Origin of the sequence: Chitinophaga solisilvae (genome assembly GCF_009928525.1) — a bacterium.
In the GTDB taxonomy this organism is placed as follows: Bacteria; Bacteroidota; Bacteroidia; order Chitinophagales; family Chitinophagaceae; genus Chitinophaga; species Chitinophaga solisilvae.
The window spans coordinates 355,370-369,879 of sequence record NZ_JAABOK010000002.1; the positions used below are offsets into that span (position 1 = coordinate 355,370).

Sequence of the window (14,510 nt, forward strand, 5' to 3'; positions counted from 1 at the left end):
CTGATCCCGTTGAAATTTACCCTCCCGACCGGCCTTATTGGAATGATTATCCTCCTGTTGTTTTCCGGACAAACTGTTCTGGCGCAGCAACCTGTGAATTTTTCGCCATTGAATTTTACGGAGAATAAAGGGCAGTGGGAGCCGGAGGTACTCTATAAAACGGAATTGGGCAATGCCGCCATTTTCCTGAAGAAAACAGGTTTTACTTTTCTTGTGCTGAATAATGATGACCTGTTTGAACTGAATGATTATGTACACGGACATGCGCATGCGGCAGATACTTCCCGTAACAGCGCACAGTTACAGAACAAGCGCGCCGGTCAACCGCAGGCAGCTGCCACAGCACAGCAGCGCGCCGGCGAGAAACCGCCTCCACGGCCCAGCCGCATTCCGGATGTAAGAGGCCACGCCTATAACGTTACTTTTATCGGAGCAAATGAAAATGCAGAAATTGCGCCTGAAAAGCCGCAGGAAGCAATAGCCAACTATTTCATCGGAAAAGATCCGAAGAAATGGGCCTCCAATGTTAAATCTTTTCAGGGTATCACCTACCGGGAACTGTACCCCGGCGTAGATGCACATATCTACTCTGAAGCCTCCCAGCTGAAATATGATCTTATCCTGCAACCCGGTGCCGATCCGGGAAAGATACAATTGTCCTACGAAGGAGCTGCCGGCCTGGAATTAAAAAAAGGGCAGCTCCTGATACATACCTCTGTAGGCGATGTTATTGAACAGCTTCCATATGCATACCAGTATATCGGTAATCAGCGTGTGCCCGTTAAGGTTAGTTACCGGCTGAATGGCAATATCCTGGGATATCGTGTGTCCGGAGAATACAATCCTGCCTATCCCCTGATTATTGATCCGGTGTATGTGTTCTCCACTGTTTCGGGGGCACGCGCGGATAACTGGGGCTTTACCGCCACCTACGATGATGCCGGCAGTTTTTACGGCGGCGGCATCGTGTTTGCCAATGGCTACCCGGTTACGCCCGGCGCTGTCCGCAGCGCTTTTGGCGGTGGTAACTTCGATATGGCAATCTCTAAATTTTCTTCCAACGGTACCCGGCTGCTGTACGCCACCTATCTGGGCGGCGGCGGACAGGACCAGCCACATAGTTTGTTTGTAGATCCTGCCGGTAATCTGGTGATTTCAGGCAGAACCAGTTCCGGCGATTTCCCGGAACTGAAACGCATCGGCACCGGCGGCGGCTGGGATATGGCAGTTGTGAAACTGAATGCTACCGGCACCGCTATCATCGGTAGCCTGGTTATCGGCGGCAGTGCAGACGATGGCGTGAATATCAGAGAAGCCCGCGCCGGTGGCGCACAGGTGCTGTTACGCAACTACGGCGACGATGCCCGCAGCGAAGTGGTAATAGATGATGCCGGATATATTTATGTGGCCGGATGTACCCGCTCCAGTGACTTTCCTACAACGCAGGGTGTATTCCAGCCTGCATTCCGGGGAGGACAGGATGGCGTGGTCATTAAAATCAATCCCCTCTGTAAAGATATTCTCTGGGCCAGCTATATCGGTGGCACACAGGAAGATGCGGCATATGTTATTGCCCTGAACGGCCTGAACTCCCTGTATGTTGCCGGTGGTACCGCCAGCATTGACTTCCCTACCACGCCCGGCGCATTGTATAAAGACTTCCGCGGAGGCGTATGCGATGGCTTCATTGCACATATCACCAACGACGGCAAGAGAATTATTGAAGCTACCTACCTCGGCGCCAATGATCCCGCGGCTGACCAGATATACGGTATTCAGCTCGATAGAAAAGGATTTGTGTATGTAATGGGCACCACAGAAGGAACCTGGCCCATCAAACTACTCAACCCTGCTACCGACTACAATGATAACTCCCTGCAGTTCATCTCCAAACTGAAGCCCAATCTTACTGAATTCGTATATTCCACCACGTTCGGCAAACGCCGCAGCATTGCCAGCACACCGGCTATTTCACCCACCGCGTTCCTGGTAGACAGGTGCGAGAATGTGTATGTATCCGGATGGGGCGGCGGTATTAACCAGGAACTGAAGTACCCCAATTCCGGCACATTTAATATGCCGGTGAAGAACCCGCTGCTGGGAACAACCGATGGAATGGACTTTTACTTTTTCGTATTACAGCGGGATGCTGCCGGTATCCTTTTCGGCAGCTACTTCGGCGGAAATGGTTTGTATGAGCATGTGGACGGTGGTACCAGCCGTTTCGACCGCAACGGGGTTATCTATCAGGGCATCTGCGCCTGGTGTAATGTCAGCAACTCCGGTATTAAACCCCGCTACCCGACAACTCCCGGCGCCTATTCCAGCACGCCTCCGCGGGGATGTAACTTCGGCGCGCTCAAAATAGCCTTCAACCTGGACGGCGTGAAAGCAGGTGTGAAAACCCTGGACCGGCGCATGAACTACTGCGTGCCGGAAACCATTACTTTCATTGATACCACCCGCCTGCCGGCAGAAAGATGGGAATGGGATTTCGGAGACGGATCACCACTGGTAAATGGTAAAGATACCATGTCGCACACCTATACCGCTGTAGGTGAATACACGATCCGTATGGTGAAATTTGATGCTAAAAGCTGTAATGGTTCAGATACCGCTTATGTAAAAGTAAAACTGGGCAATAACAAGGCCACACTCAAATTTGAAGGAAGGCGCCAGCCACCCTGTGAAGACCTGGCCTATATTTTCTTGAATGAGTCAGAACCCCAAGCACAGTTTAAGGATAATTCGTTCATATTTGACCTCGGTGACGGAAGTCCGCCGATAAATGTAGGTACAACTCAGTTCCCGATTACGCACAAGTTTGCTGCGCCGGGTGTGTATAATGTAAGTCTTACCCTGGTAGATAACAACTTCTGCAATGCCCCGCAAACAGAAACAGTTCCACTGCGTGTGGCCGTTAACGTTACTGCGCAGTTCGATGTGCCGGATACCGTATGTGTGGGTACCACCCTGAAGATGGAGAATACGACCCTGGGTGGAGAAAGTTTTGTCTGGACATTTGAAGATGATAATACCACTACCACAGATCCCTATCCGCTGCATACCTTCAACCGGCCCGGCAGATGGAAGATCAAGCTGCTGGCGCTGGATGAGAATACCTGTAATAAAAAGGACAGCATCACCAAAACGGTGCTGGTAGCAGAACCGCCGCAGGTAGATTTTGATTACTCACCGCTCAAGCCTGTAGAAAATACACCGCTGACCTTCACTAATTTATCTATCGGCGCTACCAAATATCTCTGGAACTTCGGTGACGGTGATACTACCTCAGCCGTAAATCCGCAGCATCAGTATCTGCGATCAGGTACCTACAACGTATGTCTGACCGCCGCTAACCCTGAAGGCTGTACGGAAACCAAATGTAAAATGGTAAGTGCTATCGTGGTGCCGTTATTTGACGTACCTTCTGCCTTCTCGCCCAACAATGACGGGATGAATGATGTTTTCTATGTGAAAGGCTTCGGCGTAACAAAATTCAATCTTAAAATATTCAACCGCTGGGGACAACTGGTATTTGAAAGCAGCGATCAGCGGATAGGATGGGATGGGCGTTTCAAAGGGGCGGTGCAGCCAATGGATGCATATGCCTATGTGGTGAACCTTGAATTTACAGACGGCACCAAAGCAAACAGGTCCGGAAGTGTAACCTTGTTAAGATGATGAGCCATGAAGAAGCAGATTGTTAAAATTACCACAGTATTACTGATACTGATAAGTGCTGCCGGAAGCGGAACTGCGCAGGACCTGCACTTCTCCCAGTATTTCAATTCACCGTTAACCACCAACCCGGCGAACACGGGGTTTATTCCTGACGGTAACTACCGCATCGGAATCAACTACCGCAATCAGTGGGCTTCCATACCGGTGCCTTATAAAACCATGTCGGTATACGGGGACTTCCAGCTATTACGCGATCAGCTGGTATATGGCTGGGTAGGCGTTGGCGGCGTGATTCTGCGCGATGTGGCCGGCAGCGGAAACCTTACTTCCACCAAAGGATACGCTACTGTGGCTTACCACCAGCTGCTGGGCGAAAGCAGCCTGTTGTCGCTGGGTTTCGAAGCCGGTTCTGCCAACAAACGGGTGGATATCACCAAGCTGACATTCGGCGACCAGTGGAATGGTAAATTCTTTGACTCGCAGATGCCTACTGCAGAACCGTTTACACAGTCCAGCGTCAATTATTTTGATATGAATGTAGGAATGAACTACGCTTACTTTCCTACGGATAATATTTATGTTAATACCGGCTTTGCTGTACAACATGTCAACAAGCCGAGGGAAACCTTTTATGACGGTGATAACATCGTTCCACGCCGGTACATCGGATTCCTGAATGCGAGTATCAAACTGAGCGATCAGGTAATCATCAATCCGAGCGCCTATTATGCGCAGCAGGCCAAATCGCATGAAACGGTGATCGGGTTGAATGCTGCCTATAACCTTTCCGGCGACGGTGTGCAGCAGGCTTATGGCGGTATCTACTACAGAGCGGGCGATGCAGCGGTGTTCATGGTAGGCTACCAGCTAAGCAATGTAAAACTGATGTTCAGTTATGATGTAACTACATCAGCTTTATCTTCTTCCAACAGCCGCCGGGGCGCTTATGAAATAGGTATAGTATACAGCGGTCTGTACTCCAACCGCTCTTTCAACAATGCTAAAAGATCCACTATCTGCCCTTCCTTCTAAAGGGCAGCCGGTGCCGGTAATGGAATGCATGCGGCGAATAACCCACATTTGCTTCGGGAATACCCCCTGCACTTACAACTGTAAAATTTAAATACAAGGTATGAAACGTTTACTGACAGGCATCTTCTTTCTGGTTATCGCTCAGCTGGCGCATGCACAGTATTATAAAACTGATACCAGCATACGCAAAGGCTTCGATCCTTCCCGCCTGATACTGGGAGGCTCGCTGGGTATGGTGTTCGGCGATTATACCAATGTTGATATTTCCCCCCTCGTAGGCTATCGCTTTAATGATTATATCGCAGCAGGTATCAACATAAATGCACAATACGGACAATTCAAAGCCTATAATTACAATGGCGATGTAGCACAGCGCGACAAATACACCATCTTCGGCGGTGGCGTCTGGGGGCGGGTATACCCTGTACCCATGCTGTTTGTCCACATTCAGCCTGAATACAATTATATCTCCCAGAAATCAACTTTTTATACAAATCCTAAACAAACCCTCAGCACCAGTTACACCGTTCCAAGCCTCCTCCTCGGCGCCGGCTACACACAAAGCGTAGGCGGCAGGGTAGGAATCGGCATTTCCATCCTGTACGATGTCATTCAGGATAACCGCTCACCTTACCGGAATAATGTGATTTACCGCGTAGGCGCAGGTTTAGGCTTTTAGCAATTACGAATTACGAATTACGAATGATGAGTTATGAGTTGGGGCGAAGATTAAAGCGGATGATAAATATTTTACCCGCTTTAATCTTCGCCCCAACTCATAATTCTTAATTCATCATTCGTAATTGCTAAAGGTTATCTGTGTGTTAAATAGTTTATAAAGGCTAAACTTTATTTTACAAGATTTATATCTTTGTACCCAGAAAATAATTTTAAAGCGATGGGAATTAAGTTAGCCGTTTTTGATATTGCCGGCACCACTTTGCATGATGAATCCAATGTAGCGCTGGTATTGCAGCAGGCTATTGCAGCAGCAGGTGTGCAGGTAACGCTGGAGGAGGTAAATGAGGTAATGGGATATGCGAAACCTTATGCGATCAGGTATTTGCTGGAGCAGCACCAGCATCCGCGTTTTGAGGATGCAGATTATATTACTGAACTCCATACGCTGTTTGTGACGCGTATGAAGGAACATTACGAGACCAGCACTGTGGTAAGGGAGAAAGAAGGTGTTTCCGGCGTATTTGCCGCATTGAGGGAGAAAGGTATTAAAGTAGCGCTGGATACAGGTTTCGACAGAGGTATTACCGATGTTATTCTGGACAGAACCGGCTGGCAGAAGTCAGGGTTGATTGATGCAGTATGGACCAGCGATGAAGTGCCGCACGGCCGTCCTTATCCGTATATGATCTATAACATTATGGAGGAGCTGGAAATTCGCAGCATACAGTCGGTAGCGAAAATAGGCGATACCACTTCCGACCTGGAAGAAGGTACCAATGCAGGCTGCCGTTATGTGATAGGTGTAACTACAGGCGCATACAGCCGCGAAGAGCTGGAGAAAGGTCCGCATACCCACCTGGTGGCTTCTCTGGATGAAATACTTTCTATTTTCTAATCTGTCTATCTCATATTAATGATGCAACAACAACAGGCTGATGTAGCTGTAATAGGCGCAGGTATTGTAGGACTGGCCATGGCGTATAAGCTGGCCGGCAAAGGGAAAAAAGTAGTTTTATTTGAACGCAACAGCAGGGCTATCAGCGCTTCTATCCGCAACTTCGGACTGGTATGGCCTATCGGGCAGTCTGCCGGCAAAATGTATAACCGCGCTATGCACAGCCGCGCCGTATGGAAACAGCTGGCAGCGGAAACGGGCCTGCAATGCAATGAAACGGGGTCGCTGCATCTGGTATATGAAAAGGATGAGCTGGCAGTGCTGGAAGAATTCGCGCAGGCCGCACCCGGCAATGGTTACGCATGTGAACTGATTTCCCCCGATAAAATAGGCAACTACACCAAAGCCATTAAAACCGATGGTCTGAAAGGCGCGTTGTGGAGTAATACTGAAATGACGGTTAATCCCCGTCAGGCCAGTGCTGCCATAGCCAGGCATCTGGAAGAGAAAATGAACGTAACCGTGCGTTTTAATACAGCCGTTAACGGTATCAGCCTGCCATATATCGAAACAAAAGACGAAAAATGGAAGGTAGACCAGGTGTATGTCTGCAGCGGCGCCGATTTCGAAACATTATACCCTGCAGCCTATGCAGCAGCACCGCTGACTAAATGCAAACTGCAGATGATGCGCACCATCCCGCAGCCGGACAACTGGCAGCTGGGACCTGCACTGTGCGCCGGCCTCACCCTGGCGCACTATGCGGCTTTCAATACCTGCGAAACACTGGTACCGCTGAAAGAACGCTTCCGCCAGGAAATGCCGGAATATGTAAAATGGGGTATTCATCTCCTGATTTCACAAAACGGCGCCGGCGAGCTGACAATCGGCGATTCCCACGAATATGGTCCGGACTTCGAACCATTTGATAAAGCCTTCATCAACGATTTAATTCTGAAATATATGCACACCTTCCTGGCGGCGCCTACCAGCACCATCCAGGAACAATGGCATGGCATTTACCCTAAACTCACCAACGGAGGTACAGAGCTTATCCTCACCCCTGAAAAGGACGTAACGATTGTAAATGCCCTCAGCGGCGCAGGCATGACGTTGTCGTTCGGGCTGGCGGAAGAACTGGTTGGATAGGAATTACAAAAAAGAATTACGAATTACGAATTGCGAATTACGAATGCAGAAGCGAAGAGCTAAGCAAAGACTGAAGAGGATAACTATAAAATATCTGCTTCAGTCTTTGCTTAGCTCTTCGCTTCTGCATTCGTAATTCGCAATTCGTAATTCGTAATTGCAAAGCATAAATTCTGATTAGAAAAAGCTCAAATGATATTAGGTTTTTGCTTAAATAATTAATAAATTAAATGCAGATGAAACGTTATGAAAAACAATCGCCGCAAAACGATTATACTTTCCTGTATTTATTTCCCGGTAATCGTATTATCCAGCTTTAGCAACGTTTCTGCAGCCAGGTTACTCAACATGGCTGCATGTTCATAACGTGTTAAATGTAAAGCAGGTTTCTTTTGAGTTACCTGCTTTATTTCTTTGTTGCATTATATGCTGTAAGCCAAAATTCCATAAATTACAGGGCGTCTGTAAATCAGTACAGTCGTGTTGAATAGCATATAAACAGCAATCGCATGAATGATAGTTTAAAAAATCTTAAAGAAAGAGACTGGACCGAAACGAGAGCGCATTCCAGCTGGCAGATATTCAAAATTATGGCGGAATTTGTGGATGGCTTTGAGTCACTGGCAAAGATAGGTCCATGTATATCCATTTTTGGTTCGGCCCGTACAAAGCCGGGTAACCGGTATTATGACCTGGCGCAGGAGATCGCGCACCGGCTTGCAGAAGAAGGATTTGGTATTATCACCGGCGGAGGCCCGGGCGTGATGGAAGCAGCCAATAAAGGAGCGCAGTCTGCGAACGGTAAATCTGTGGGCGCCAATATTACGCTGCCGCACGAACAATACCCCAATAACTTCATCGATGCGGACAAGCGCCTCAATTTCGATTACTTTTTTGTCAGAAAGGTGATGTTCACCAAATATTCACAGGGGTTTGTCATGATGCCGGGCGGTTTCGGAACAATGGACGAATTCTTTGAAGTGGCTACGCTTATTCAGACAAAAAAAATGGAAGAAACGCCGATGGTGCTCGTTGGACGCGAGTACTGGAGTGGCCTGCTGGAATGGATCCGCACCGTTATGATGGAGAAGGAAAGCAATATTAACCCGGCAGACCTCGATCTGTTGCAGCTTTTCGATACTGCAGATGAAGTAGTGGAGTACTTCCGCGTATTCTATACCACCAATAAATTAAGACCCAACTTCTAGTGCATATACGATAAACGTACTTCTTCCCGGAAGAATAAATCCGGGAAGAAAAACGTTTATGGTTATAGGTTAGCGTCTTCATATCTTTTTTTATTATCAAAAAAAAGTATATGTTGCGCCGCTATTGCAGGCAGCTAACTGCTTTTTTCATAGCTTTGCTCAAATTTTTGATATGGAGCTTATACCAGCAGCTGTGGAGGCGTTTGCAGAAAAATATACAACACCTGAAGATACGGTATTGTATAAACTGAACCGTGAAACGCATTTGAAAGTGGAGCTGCCGCATATGCTGAGCGGACATGTACAGGGCCAGTTCCTGCGCATGATCAGCCAGATGATACGGCCGCATCGCATCCTGGAGCTGGGAACCTTCACTGGTTATGCTGCCATCTGTCTGGCTGCAGGTCTGGAAAAAGACGGTATGCTGCATACCATAGATATCAACGAAGAGCTGGAAACGCTTTGTACGCAATACTTTGAAGCCTCCGGATATGCTGACCGCATAAAAATGCATATCGGAAAGGCAGCAGAGGTACTGACGAACCTGGATGAGGTATTTGACCTCGTGTTTATTGATGCAGACAAAGCAGGATACGTTCATTATTATGACCTCGTGTGGGAGAAACTGAGGCCCGGTGGCATTATCCTTGCCGATAATGTACTGTATCACGGTCAGGTATTACAGCCTGAAAGTGAACAGGGGGGCCAGGCGAAAGCAATGGTCAGATTTTGTGAGAAAGTGCTGGCAGATGACCGTGCAGAGCAGGTATTACTTACCATCCGCGACGGCGTACTGATGATCCGGAAAAAATAGCCGGCACCACCAACAATGCCCATTAAATTCAACAATACATGCAAGTAAGAAAATTCTTGTTGGTAGTCAGTTTTCTTATTGGCTGCGTGCCCCTGCTGAAGGCACAAAACATCACCACACAGCAGTACATTGCTACCTATAAAAGCATAGCCATTGAGGAAATGCGCCGCAGCGGCGTACCAGCAGCAATCAAACTGGCCCAGGGTATCCTGGAAACACAGTCCGGCAACGGCTCGCTCTGCCAGCAATCCAATAATCACTTCGGCATCAAATGTAAGAACACCTGGACTGGTAAAACCATCCGGTACGACGATGATGCCGCTCAGGAATGCTTCCGTGTATATGATAATGCCCGCGATTCCTACCGGGACCACTCGGATTTCCTGCGTAACAATCCCCGTTATTCTTTCCTTTTTCAGTTCGATGGCGATGATTACAAGTCATGGGCCTTCGGCCTCAAACAGGCCGGTTACGCCACCAATAAAACCTACCCGCAGCAGCTGATTAAAATCATTGAAGATAATAACCTGCAGGCATACACGATGATAGCCATGGGTAAAGCAGCCCCGGAAACAGGCATGGATACGCCGGTATATGCCGGCAACGGCAACGGCAGCGGTAACAACAGCAGGCCGGATTCCAGACCATCATCTTCCAAAAACAATCACAACAACTATAACAAACCTATTGCAGGCAATTATCCTAAGGGCGTTTTCGAAATCAACGGCCGCAAGGTAGTATTTGCCCGCGCAGGTACCTCGCTCATTCAGCTGGCAAGTCAGCGCGATATCCGCCTGAGCAGGCTGGTACGCTATAATGATCTGGAAGACGACGGCCCGCTCCGCAAGGATATGTTCATCTTCCTGGAAAAGAAGGCAAAACGCGGCAACCGGGAGTTCCACCAGGTGGCCAACGGCGAATCCCTGCATGACATCGCCCAGGCAGAAGGTATCCGTATGAGGTGGCTGCGCCGCCGCAATAAACTGCATGAGGGCGAAGAGCCTGCAGCAGGACAGCGGCTTACGCTGGACGGCTTCTCCCGCGAAGCCCCCAGACTGGCAAAAAATACCCGTATCATCCGGGAAGAAGACCAGGAGCCGCCGGAAGACTTCTCTCCCCGTAAGGAAATAGAGAAGGTGAAAGAAGAGATAGCCAAAAATCCTTCCCAGGGCGGAATAGCCTCTGTGCCGGCCTCCAGGCCACAGCAGGGTGGTATCCCCGCCGAAATGGTGGAAGACCTGAAAAAGGTAGGCGAAGTAAATAACGGCGGCACAGCGCCCAAGGCTACCCTGCCACCGCCCAGGACGCAGCAGCCTGTATATCAGCCGGCCCCGGCCCCCGTTAATCCGCCGCAGGGAGGTACCCGCTACCACGATGTGCAGCCCAAGGAAACGCTCTATGGTATTGCTAAAATGTATAATAAGTCCGTGACCCAGTTACAGGAATGGAATAATCTGGAGGGCTTCGATATTAAAATTGGTCAGCGTCTCTTGGTGAGTAAGTGAGTGTAATCCTTTACATTTGCCATTTGTTAAAAGGAAATGAAATAGTATTATGTCAGTGATTCAGGTGCATGACAAGCAATTCCAGCCCTATATTGGTGCAATTGAGCTGCAGCAGCGTATTAAAGAGCTTGCTGAAGAGATGAACAGGGATCTGAAAGATGAACGCCCTTTATTTATTGTAATACTGAACGGCTCCTTTATGTTTGCCGGAGATGTATTCAAATATCTCAACATTCCTGCTGAGATATCATTTATCAAACTGGCTTCCTACAAGGGAACCAAATCTACCGGTAACGTAGTGCAGGCGATTGGCCTGGATGAAGACCTCTACGGCCGTACCGTAGTCATTCTGGAAGACATCGTGGACACTGGTAAAACCCTGAGCCAGTTCCTGCCCCAGCTGGAACATCAGCAACCCAAAAAGCTGCTGATAGCCTCCCTGCTGACCAAACCGGAAGCCATGGTATACCCCATTAAAATCGATTACCTCGGCTTCTCCGTTCCCAACAAATTCCTGTTAGGCTATGGCCTTGATTATGACGGACTGGGAAGGAATTTGCCGGAAATATACCAGCTGGTGGAGTAGTTGCAAATTGCAAATTACGAATTGCGAATTGCGAATTACGAATGTAAAAGCGAAGATGAAAACGAAGATGAAAACGAAGATTAAAGATGATAAGTATTAATATCCTCTTTAATCTTCGTTTTCATCTTCGCTTTTACATTCGTAATTCGTAATTCGCAATTCGTAATTATCCAAAAAAGCGCTACCTTAAACTATGCGACTCTTCCTCTTATGGCTAACCCTATCTTGTGGAGGCGTACAGGCACAAACGTTATGGGTATCCGGGGCAATAGAAGACAGTATTACACACCGGCCGCTTTCCGGTGTTTCCGTGAGCGTTATCAGCGATACAACAAAGGCAGTTACCAATGCCTTCGGGCTTTTTAAAATAGTGATCTCCGGCAGTCCCGCGCAATTACTGCTTACACAAAATGGCTATCAACCAAAACAGGTAACCGTAAAGGCGAATGACAGACTGTTGATAACGTTGTCGCCTATACGTAAACAAACAGACGGCATTGCTGCCGCCAAAGCCAGCGCCCGTGCCCGGCAGGGCGCCAATCCCAATTACGGAAATGTGGGAATGGGTATTCATACCTTTTACAATGAAACTTACGGAGCCACCTACGAAAACAGCTTTACAAGAGCGGCAGCTCACCCCGTATCTGCCTTTGCCGTAGATGTGGATCGTGCCGCCTACAGCAATATCCGCCGCTTCCTCCGGCTGAAAGAGCCGGTGCCCGTGGATGCTGTCCGCATTGAAGAAATGGTCAACTACTTTCATTATAGTTATCCCTTACCACCGAAAGATAGTATCATGGCGCTTTATAGCCATTATACCAGCTGCCCCTGGGAGCCGGCACACCATCTGCTGCAGATTGCGCTGAGAGCACAGGCGCTGGAAACCGACAGCCTGCCTCCCGGTAACCTCGTTTTCCTGATAGACGCTTCCGGCTCTATGGGCGCACCCAACAAATTGCCACTGCTGCAGGCAGCCTTCCGTATCCTGGTCAATAACCTCCGCCCGGCAGATAAAGTAGCGATCGTAGCCTATGCCGGCGCACCCGGTGTAATGCTGCCCGCTACCACCGGCGATCAGAAAGAAAAGATCCTGAACGCGATCGATAACCTCTCTGCCGGCGGCGCTACTGCCGGTGAAGCCGCTATCAAAATGGCCTACGATATCGCCCTCGAAAATTATATACCGGGGGGTAATAACCGGGTTATACTGGCTACAGACGGCGATTTTAACGTAGGGCTAACCAGCGATGCGGAAATGGAAGAACTCATCCTGCAAAAGAAAGAGAGTGGCGTATTGCTTACCTGCCTGGGAGTAGGAATGAAGAATTATAAGGATTCCAAACTACAGTCTCTCTCCAGCAAAGGCAATGGTAACTTCGCCTATATCGACGACCTGGAAGAGGCCACCAAGATATTCGCCCGCGAATTCGGCAGTACCCTGTTCACCATTGCCCGCGATGTGCGTACCATCGTGCAGTTTAACCCGGAGCTGGTGAAATCGTACCGGCTGATAGGATATGAAAACAAGGTATTTGAGAAAGATACATCGGGAGAAGATACACCGGGTGGTGGTATCATCGGCAGCGGGCATTGCTCGGTGGCCCTGTATGAAATTGTGCCGCAGACCGGAAAGACGATAACAGATACCTCACTGGCAGCAGTAACTATCCGCTACAGGACGCCTGCGGATACCTCCCTGCGTACCCTGCAACGCCCGGTGCCGGCTCTTCCGGGCGCATTTGAAGAAGCCCCGGACGATTACCGTTTTGCTGCCGCGGTATCCCTGCTGGGTATGGTGCTGCGTAACTCCGCTTACCGTGGCTGCGGCAATACGGATATGGTGCTGCAGCTGGCGCGCAACGCCCTTGGGCGCGACCGGGAAGGTTACCGCCATGAGTTCCTGAAAATGGTGAAGATGGTGAAGAAAATGCAACGCTAAGCACTACTTCGTAAACCGGTAGCACTTGCGTATCATCTTCTGCTGAAAATCGAAAGGTAATGTCTGATTAGTAATATCCTTGATGGTAGCCGCTTCTATCTTATCTTCCTCCAGTATAAACCGCCGGTAGTTGTTACTGAAATACACTACGCCGTCTTTTTTGGTGGCAAGCAGCACTTTGTTGAGAAGTGTAACATGATCCCGCTGTATGTCGAGGAAGTCCTTCATCCGCTTGCTGTTGGAGAAGGTAGGCGGGTCCATGATAACAATATCGTAAGTATTTATTTTAAGGGTATCGAGGTATTGCAGCACATCTGCGTGTACAAATTTATGTTGCGCCGTATCAAAACCGTTGATATGCATATTCTCTTCCGCCCAGGTCAGGTAAGTCTTTGACAAGTCCACAGACGTTACTTCGCTGGCGCCGCCTGCAGCGGCATAAACGGAAAAGGAGCCGGTATAACAGAAGAGGTTCAGCACTTTTTTACCCTGGGATTCTGCTCTGACCATACCGCGGGTAGTGCGGTGGTCCAGGAAAAGGCCCGTATCGAGGTAGTCGGACAGGTTCACTTTAAATTTCAGTCCGCCTTCCTGAACCTGCATTTCATGGCTTTCGGTACTGAGTTTTTCATACTGGCTCTGCCTGTTTTCCTTGCGTTGCCGTTGTTTCACCCAGATCTTCTCCGGCGCTGTTTCCAGCACTTTGCTGATGAGTTCCAGGCAGTTGTCGAGCCAGGCTTCATGCGCCTCATCCTCCATTCCGTGCCGGCGGTTATATTCAGCAATGTATACATGATCCTCATATATTTCAATGCTGAACGGAAACTCCGGGATATCGTCATCATACACCCGGTAACAGGTGATATGCTGACGGCGCGCAAGTTTGGAAATATGCCGGTATACCTTGGTAAGCCGGTTCTCGAACATCTGTAATTTGGAATCCATAAAAAAGCATTTGATTACTTGGTTATTTGAGATTTGGTTATTTAAAATGCAGCGAATGTATTACGTGTAGAT

The 14,510-nt window shown here is 48.7% G+C and carries 11 protein-coding genes; 10 read left to right on the top strand and 1 reads right to left on the bottom strand.

What is annotated here, in order from left to right; translation table 11 throughout:
• Positions 1–9: 9 nt before the first annotated feature.
• The 10 genes from GWG06_RS04245 to GWG06_RS04290 all read left to right on the top strand — a co-directional run bounded on the left by GWG06_RS04245 (position 10) and on the right by GWG06_RS04290 (position 13,493).
• The gene (locus GWG06_RS04245) at positions 10–3,684 is read left to right on the top strand and encodes a DUF7948 domain-containing protein (protein WP_160711537.1); all 3,675 of its coding nucleotides are present in this window, start codon (positions 10–12) and stop codon (positions 3,682–3,684) included.
• A gap of 6 nt (positions 3,685–3,690) precedes the next feature.
• Positions 3,691–4,716 (top strand): PorP/SprF family type IX secretion system membrane protein, encoded by a 1,026-nt coding sequence (locus GWG06_RS04250; RefSeq protein ID WP_160711539.1) that lies wholly within the window; start codon positions 3,691–3,693, stop codon positions 4,714–4,716.
• A gap of 100 nt (positions 4,717–4,816) precedes the next feature.
• Positions 4,817–5,395 carry a hypothetical protein gene (locus tag GWG06_RS04255; RefSeq protein WP_127042361.1) on the top strand — a complete coding sequence of 193 codons (579 nt, stop codon included), beginning with the start codon at positions 4,817–4,819 and terminating at the stop codon, positions 5,393–5,395.
• Positions 5,396–5,614: 219 nt separating this feature from the next.
• On the top strand, positions 5,615–6,292 hold the full coding sequence (locus GWG06_RS04260) for a phosphonatase-like hydrolase (protein ID WP_160711541.1): 678 nt from the start codon (positions 5,615–5,617) through the stop codon (positions 6,290–6,292).
• Between the two features lie 18 nt (positions 6,293–6,310).
• Positions 6,311–7,441 carry a TIGR03364 family FAD-dependent oxidoreductase gene (locus GWG06_RS04265; RefSeq protein WP_160711543.1) on the top strand — a complete coding sequence of 377 codons (1,131 nt, stop codon included), beginning with the start codon at positions 6,311–6,313 and terminating at the stop codon, positions 7,439–7,441.
• Positions 7,442–7,950: 509 nt separating this feature from the next.
• Positions 7,951–8,649: an LOG family protein gene (locus GWG06_RS04270; RefSeq protein ID WP_127044026.1), complete on the top strand. Its 699-nt coding sequence runs from the start codon at positions 7,951–7,953 to the stop codon at positions 8,647–8,649.
• Between the two features lie 172 nt (positions 8,650–8,821).
• Entirely contained in the window at positions 8,822–9,463 is a 642-nt protein-coding gene (locus GWG06_RS04275; protein WP_127044025.1) for an O-methyltransferase, read from the top strand.
• A gap of 38 nt (positions 9,464–9,501) precedes the next feature.
• Positions 9,502–10,968, top strand: coding sequence for a glucosaminidase domain-containing protein (locus GWG06_RS04280; RefSeq protein ID WP_160711545.1), 1,467 nt, complete (start codon positions 9,502–9,504; stop codon positions 10,966–10,968).
• Positions 10,969–11,017: 49 nt separating this feature from the next.
• On the top strand, positions 11,018–11,554 hold the full coding sequence (hpt, locus tag GWG06_RS04285) for a hypoxanthine phosphoribosyltransferase (protein ID WP_127044023.1): 537 nt from the start codon (positions 11,018–11,020) through the stop codon (positions 11,552–11,554).
• Positions 11,555–11,747: 193 nt separating this feature from the next.
• The gene (locus GWG06_RS04290; RefSeq protein ID WP_160711547.1) at positions 11,748–13,493 is read left to right on the top strand and encodes a YfbK domain-containing protein; all 1,746 of its coding nucleotides are present in this window, start codon (positions 11,748–11,750) and stop codon (positions 13,491–13,493) included.
• Positions 13,494–13,496: 3 nt separating this feature from the next.
• Here GWG06_RS04290 and GWG06_RS04295 read toward each other — a convergent pair whose 3' ends face one another.
• Positions 13,497–14,438: a class I SAM-dependent methyltransferase gene (locus tag GWG06_RS04295; RefSeq protein ID WP_235938136.1), complete on the bottom strand. Its 942-nt coding sequence runs from the start codon at positions 14,436–14,438 to the stop codon at positions 13,497–13,499.
• Positions 14,439–14,510 lie beyond the last annotated feature (72 nt).

Excerpts from the sequence above, each read along its gene's own strand:
- GWG06_RS04250 (WP_160711539.1), top strand. The coding sequence starts at position 3,691 with ATGAAGAAGCAGATTGTTAAAATTACCACAGTATTACTGATACTGATA.
- GWG06_RS04255 (WP_127042361.1), top strand. The coding sequence starts at position 4,817 with ATGAAACGTTTACTGACAGGCATCTTCTTTCTGGTTATCGCTCAGCTG.
- GWG06_RS04260 (WP_160711541.1), top strand. The coding sequence starts at position 5,615 with ATGGGAATTAAGTTAGCCGTTTTTGATATTGCCGGCACCACTTTGCAT.
- GWG06_RS04265 (WP_160711543.1), top strand. The coding sequence starts at position 6,311 with ATGATGCAACAACAACAGGCTGATGTAGCTGTAATAGGCGCAGGTATT.
- GWG06_RS04270 (WP_127044026.1), top strand. The coding sequence starts at position 7,951 with ATGAATGATAGTTTAAAAAATCTTAAAGAAAGAGACTGGACCGAAACG.
- GWG06_RS04275 (WP_127044025.1), top strand. The coding sequence starts at position 8,822 with ATGGAGCTTATACCAGCAGCTGTGGAGGCGTTTGCAGAAAAATATACA.
- GWG06_RS04280 (WP_160711545.1), top strand. The coding sequence starts at position 9,502 with ATGCAAGTAAGAAAATTCTTGTTGGTAGTCAGTTTTCTTATTGGCTGC.
- hpt (WP_127044023.1), top strand. The coding sequence starts at position 11,018 with ATGTCAGTGATTCAGGTGCATGACAAGCAATTCCAGCCCTATATTGGT.
- GWG06_RS04290 (WP_160711547.1), top strand. The coding sequence starts at position 11,748 with ATGCGACTCTTCCTCTTATGGCTAACCCTATCTTGTGGAGGCGTACAG.
- GWG06_RS04295 (WP_235938136.1), bottom strand. The coding sequence starts at position 14,438 with ATGGATTCCAAATTACAGATGTTCGAGAACCGGCTTACCAAGGTATAC.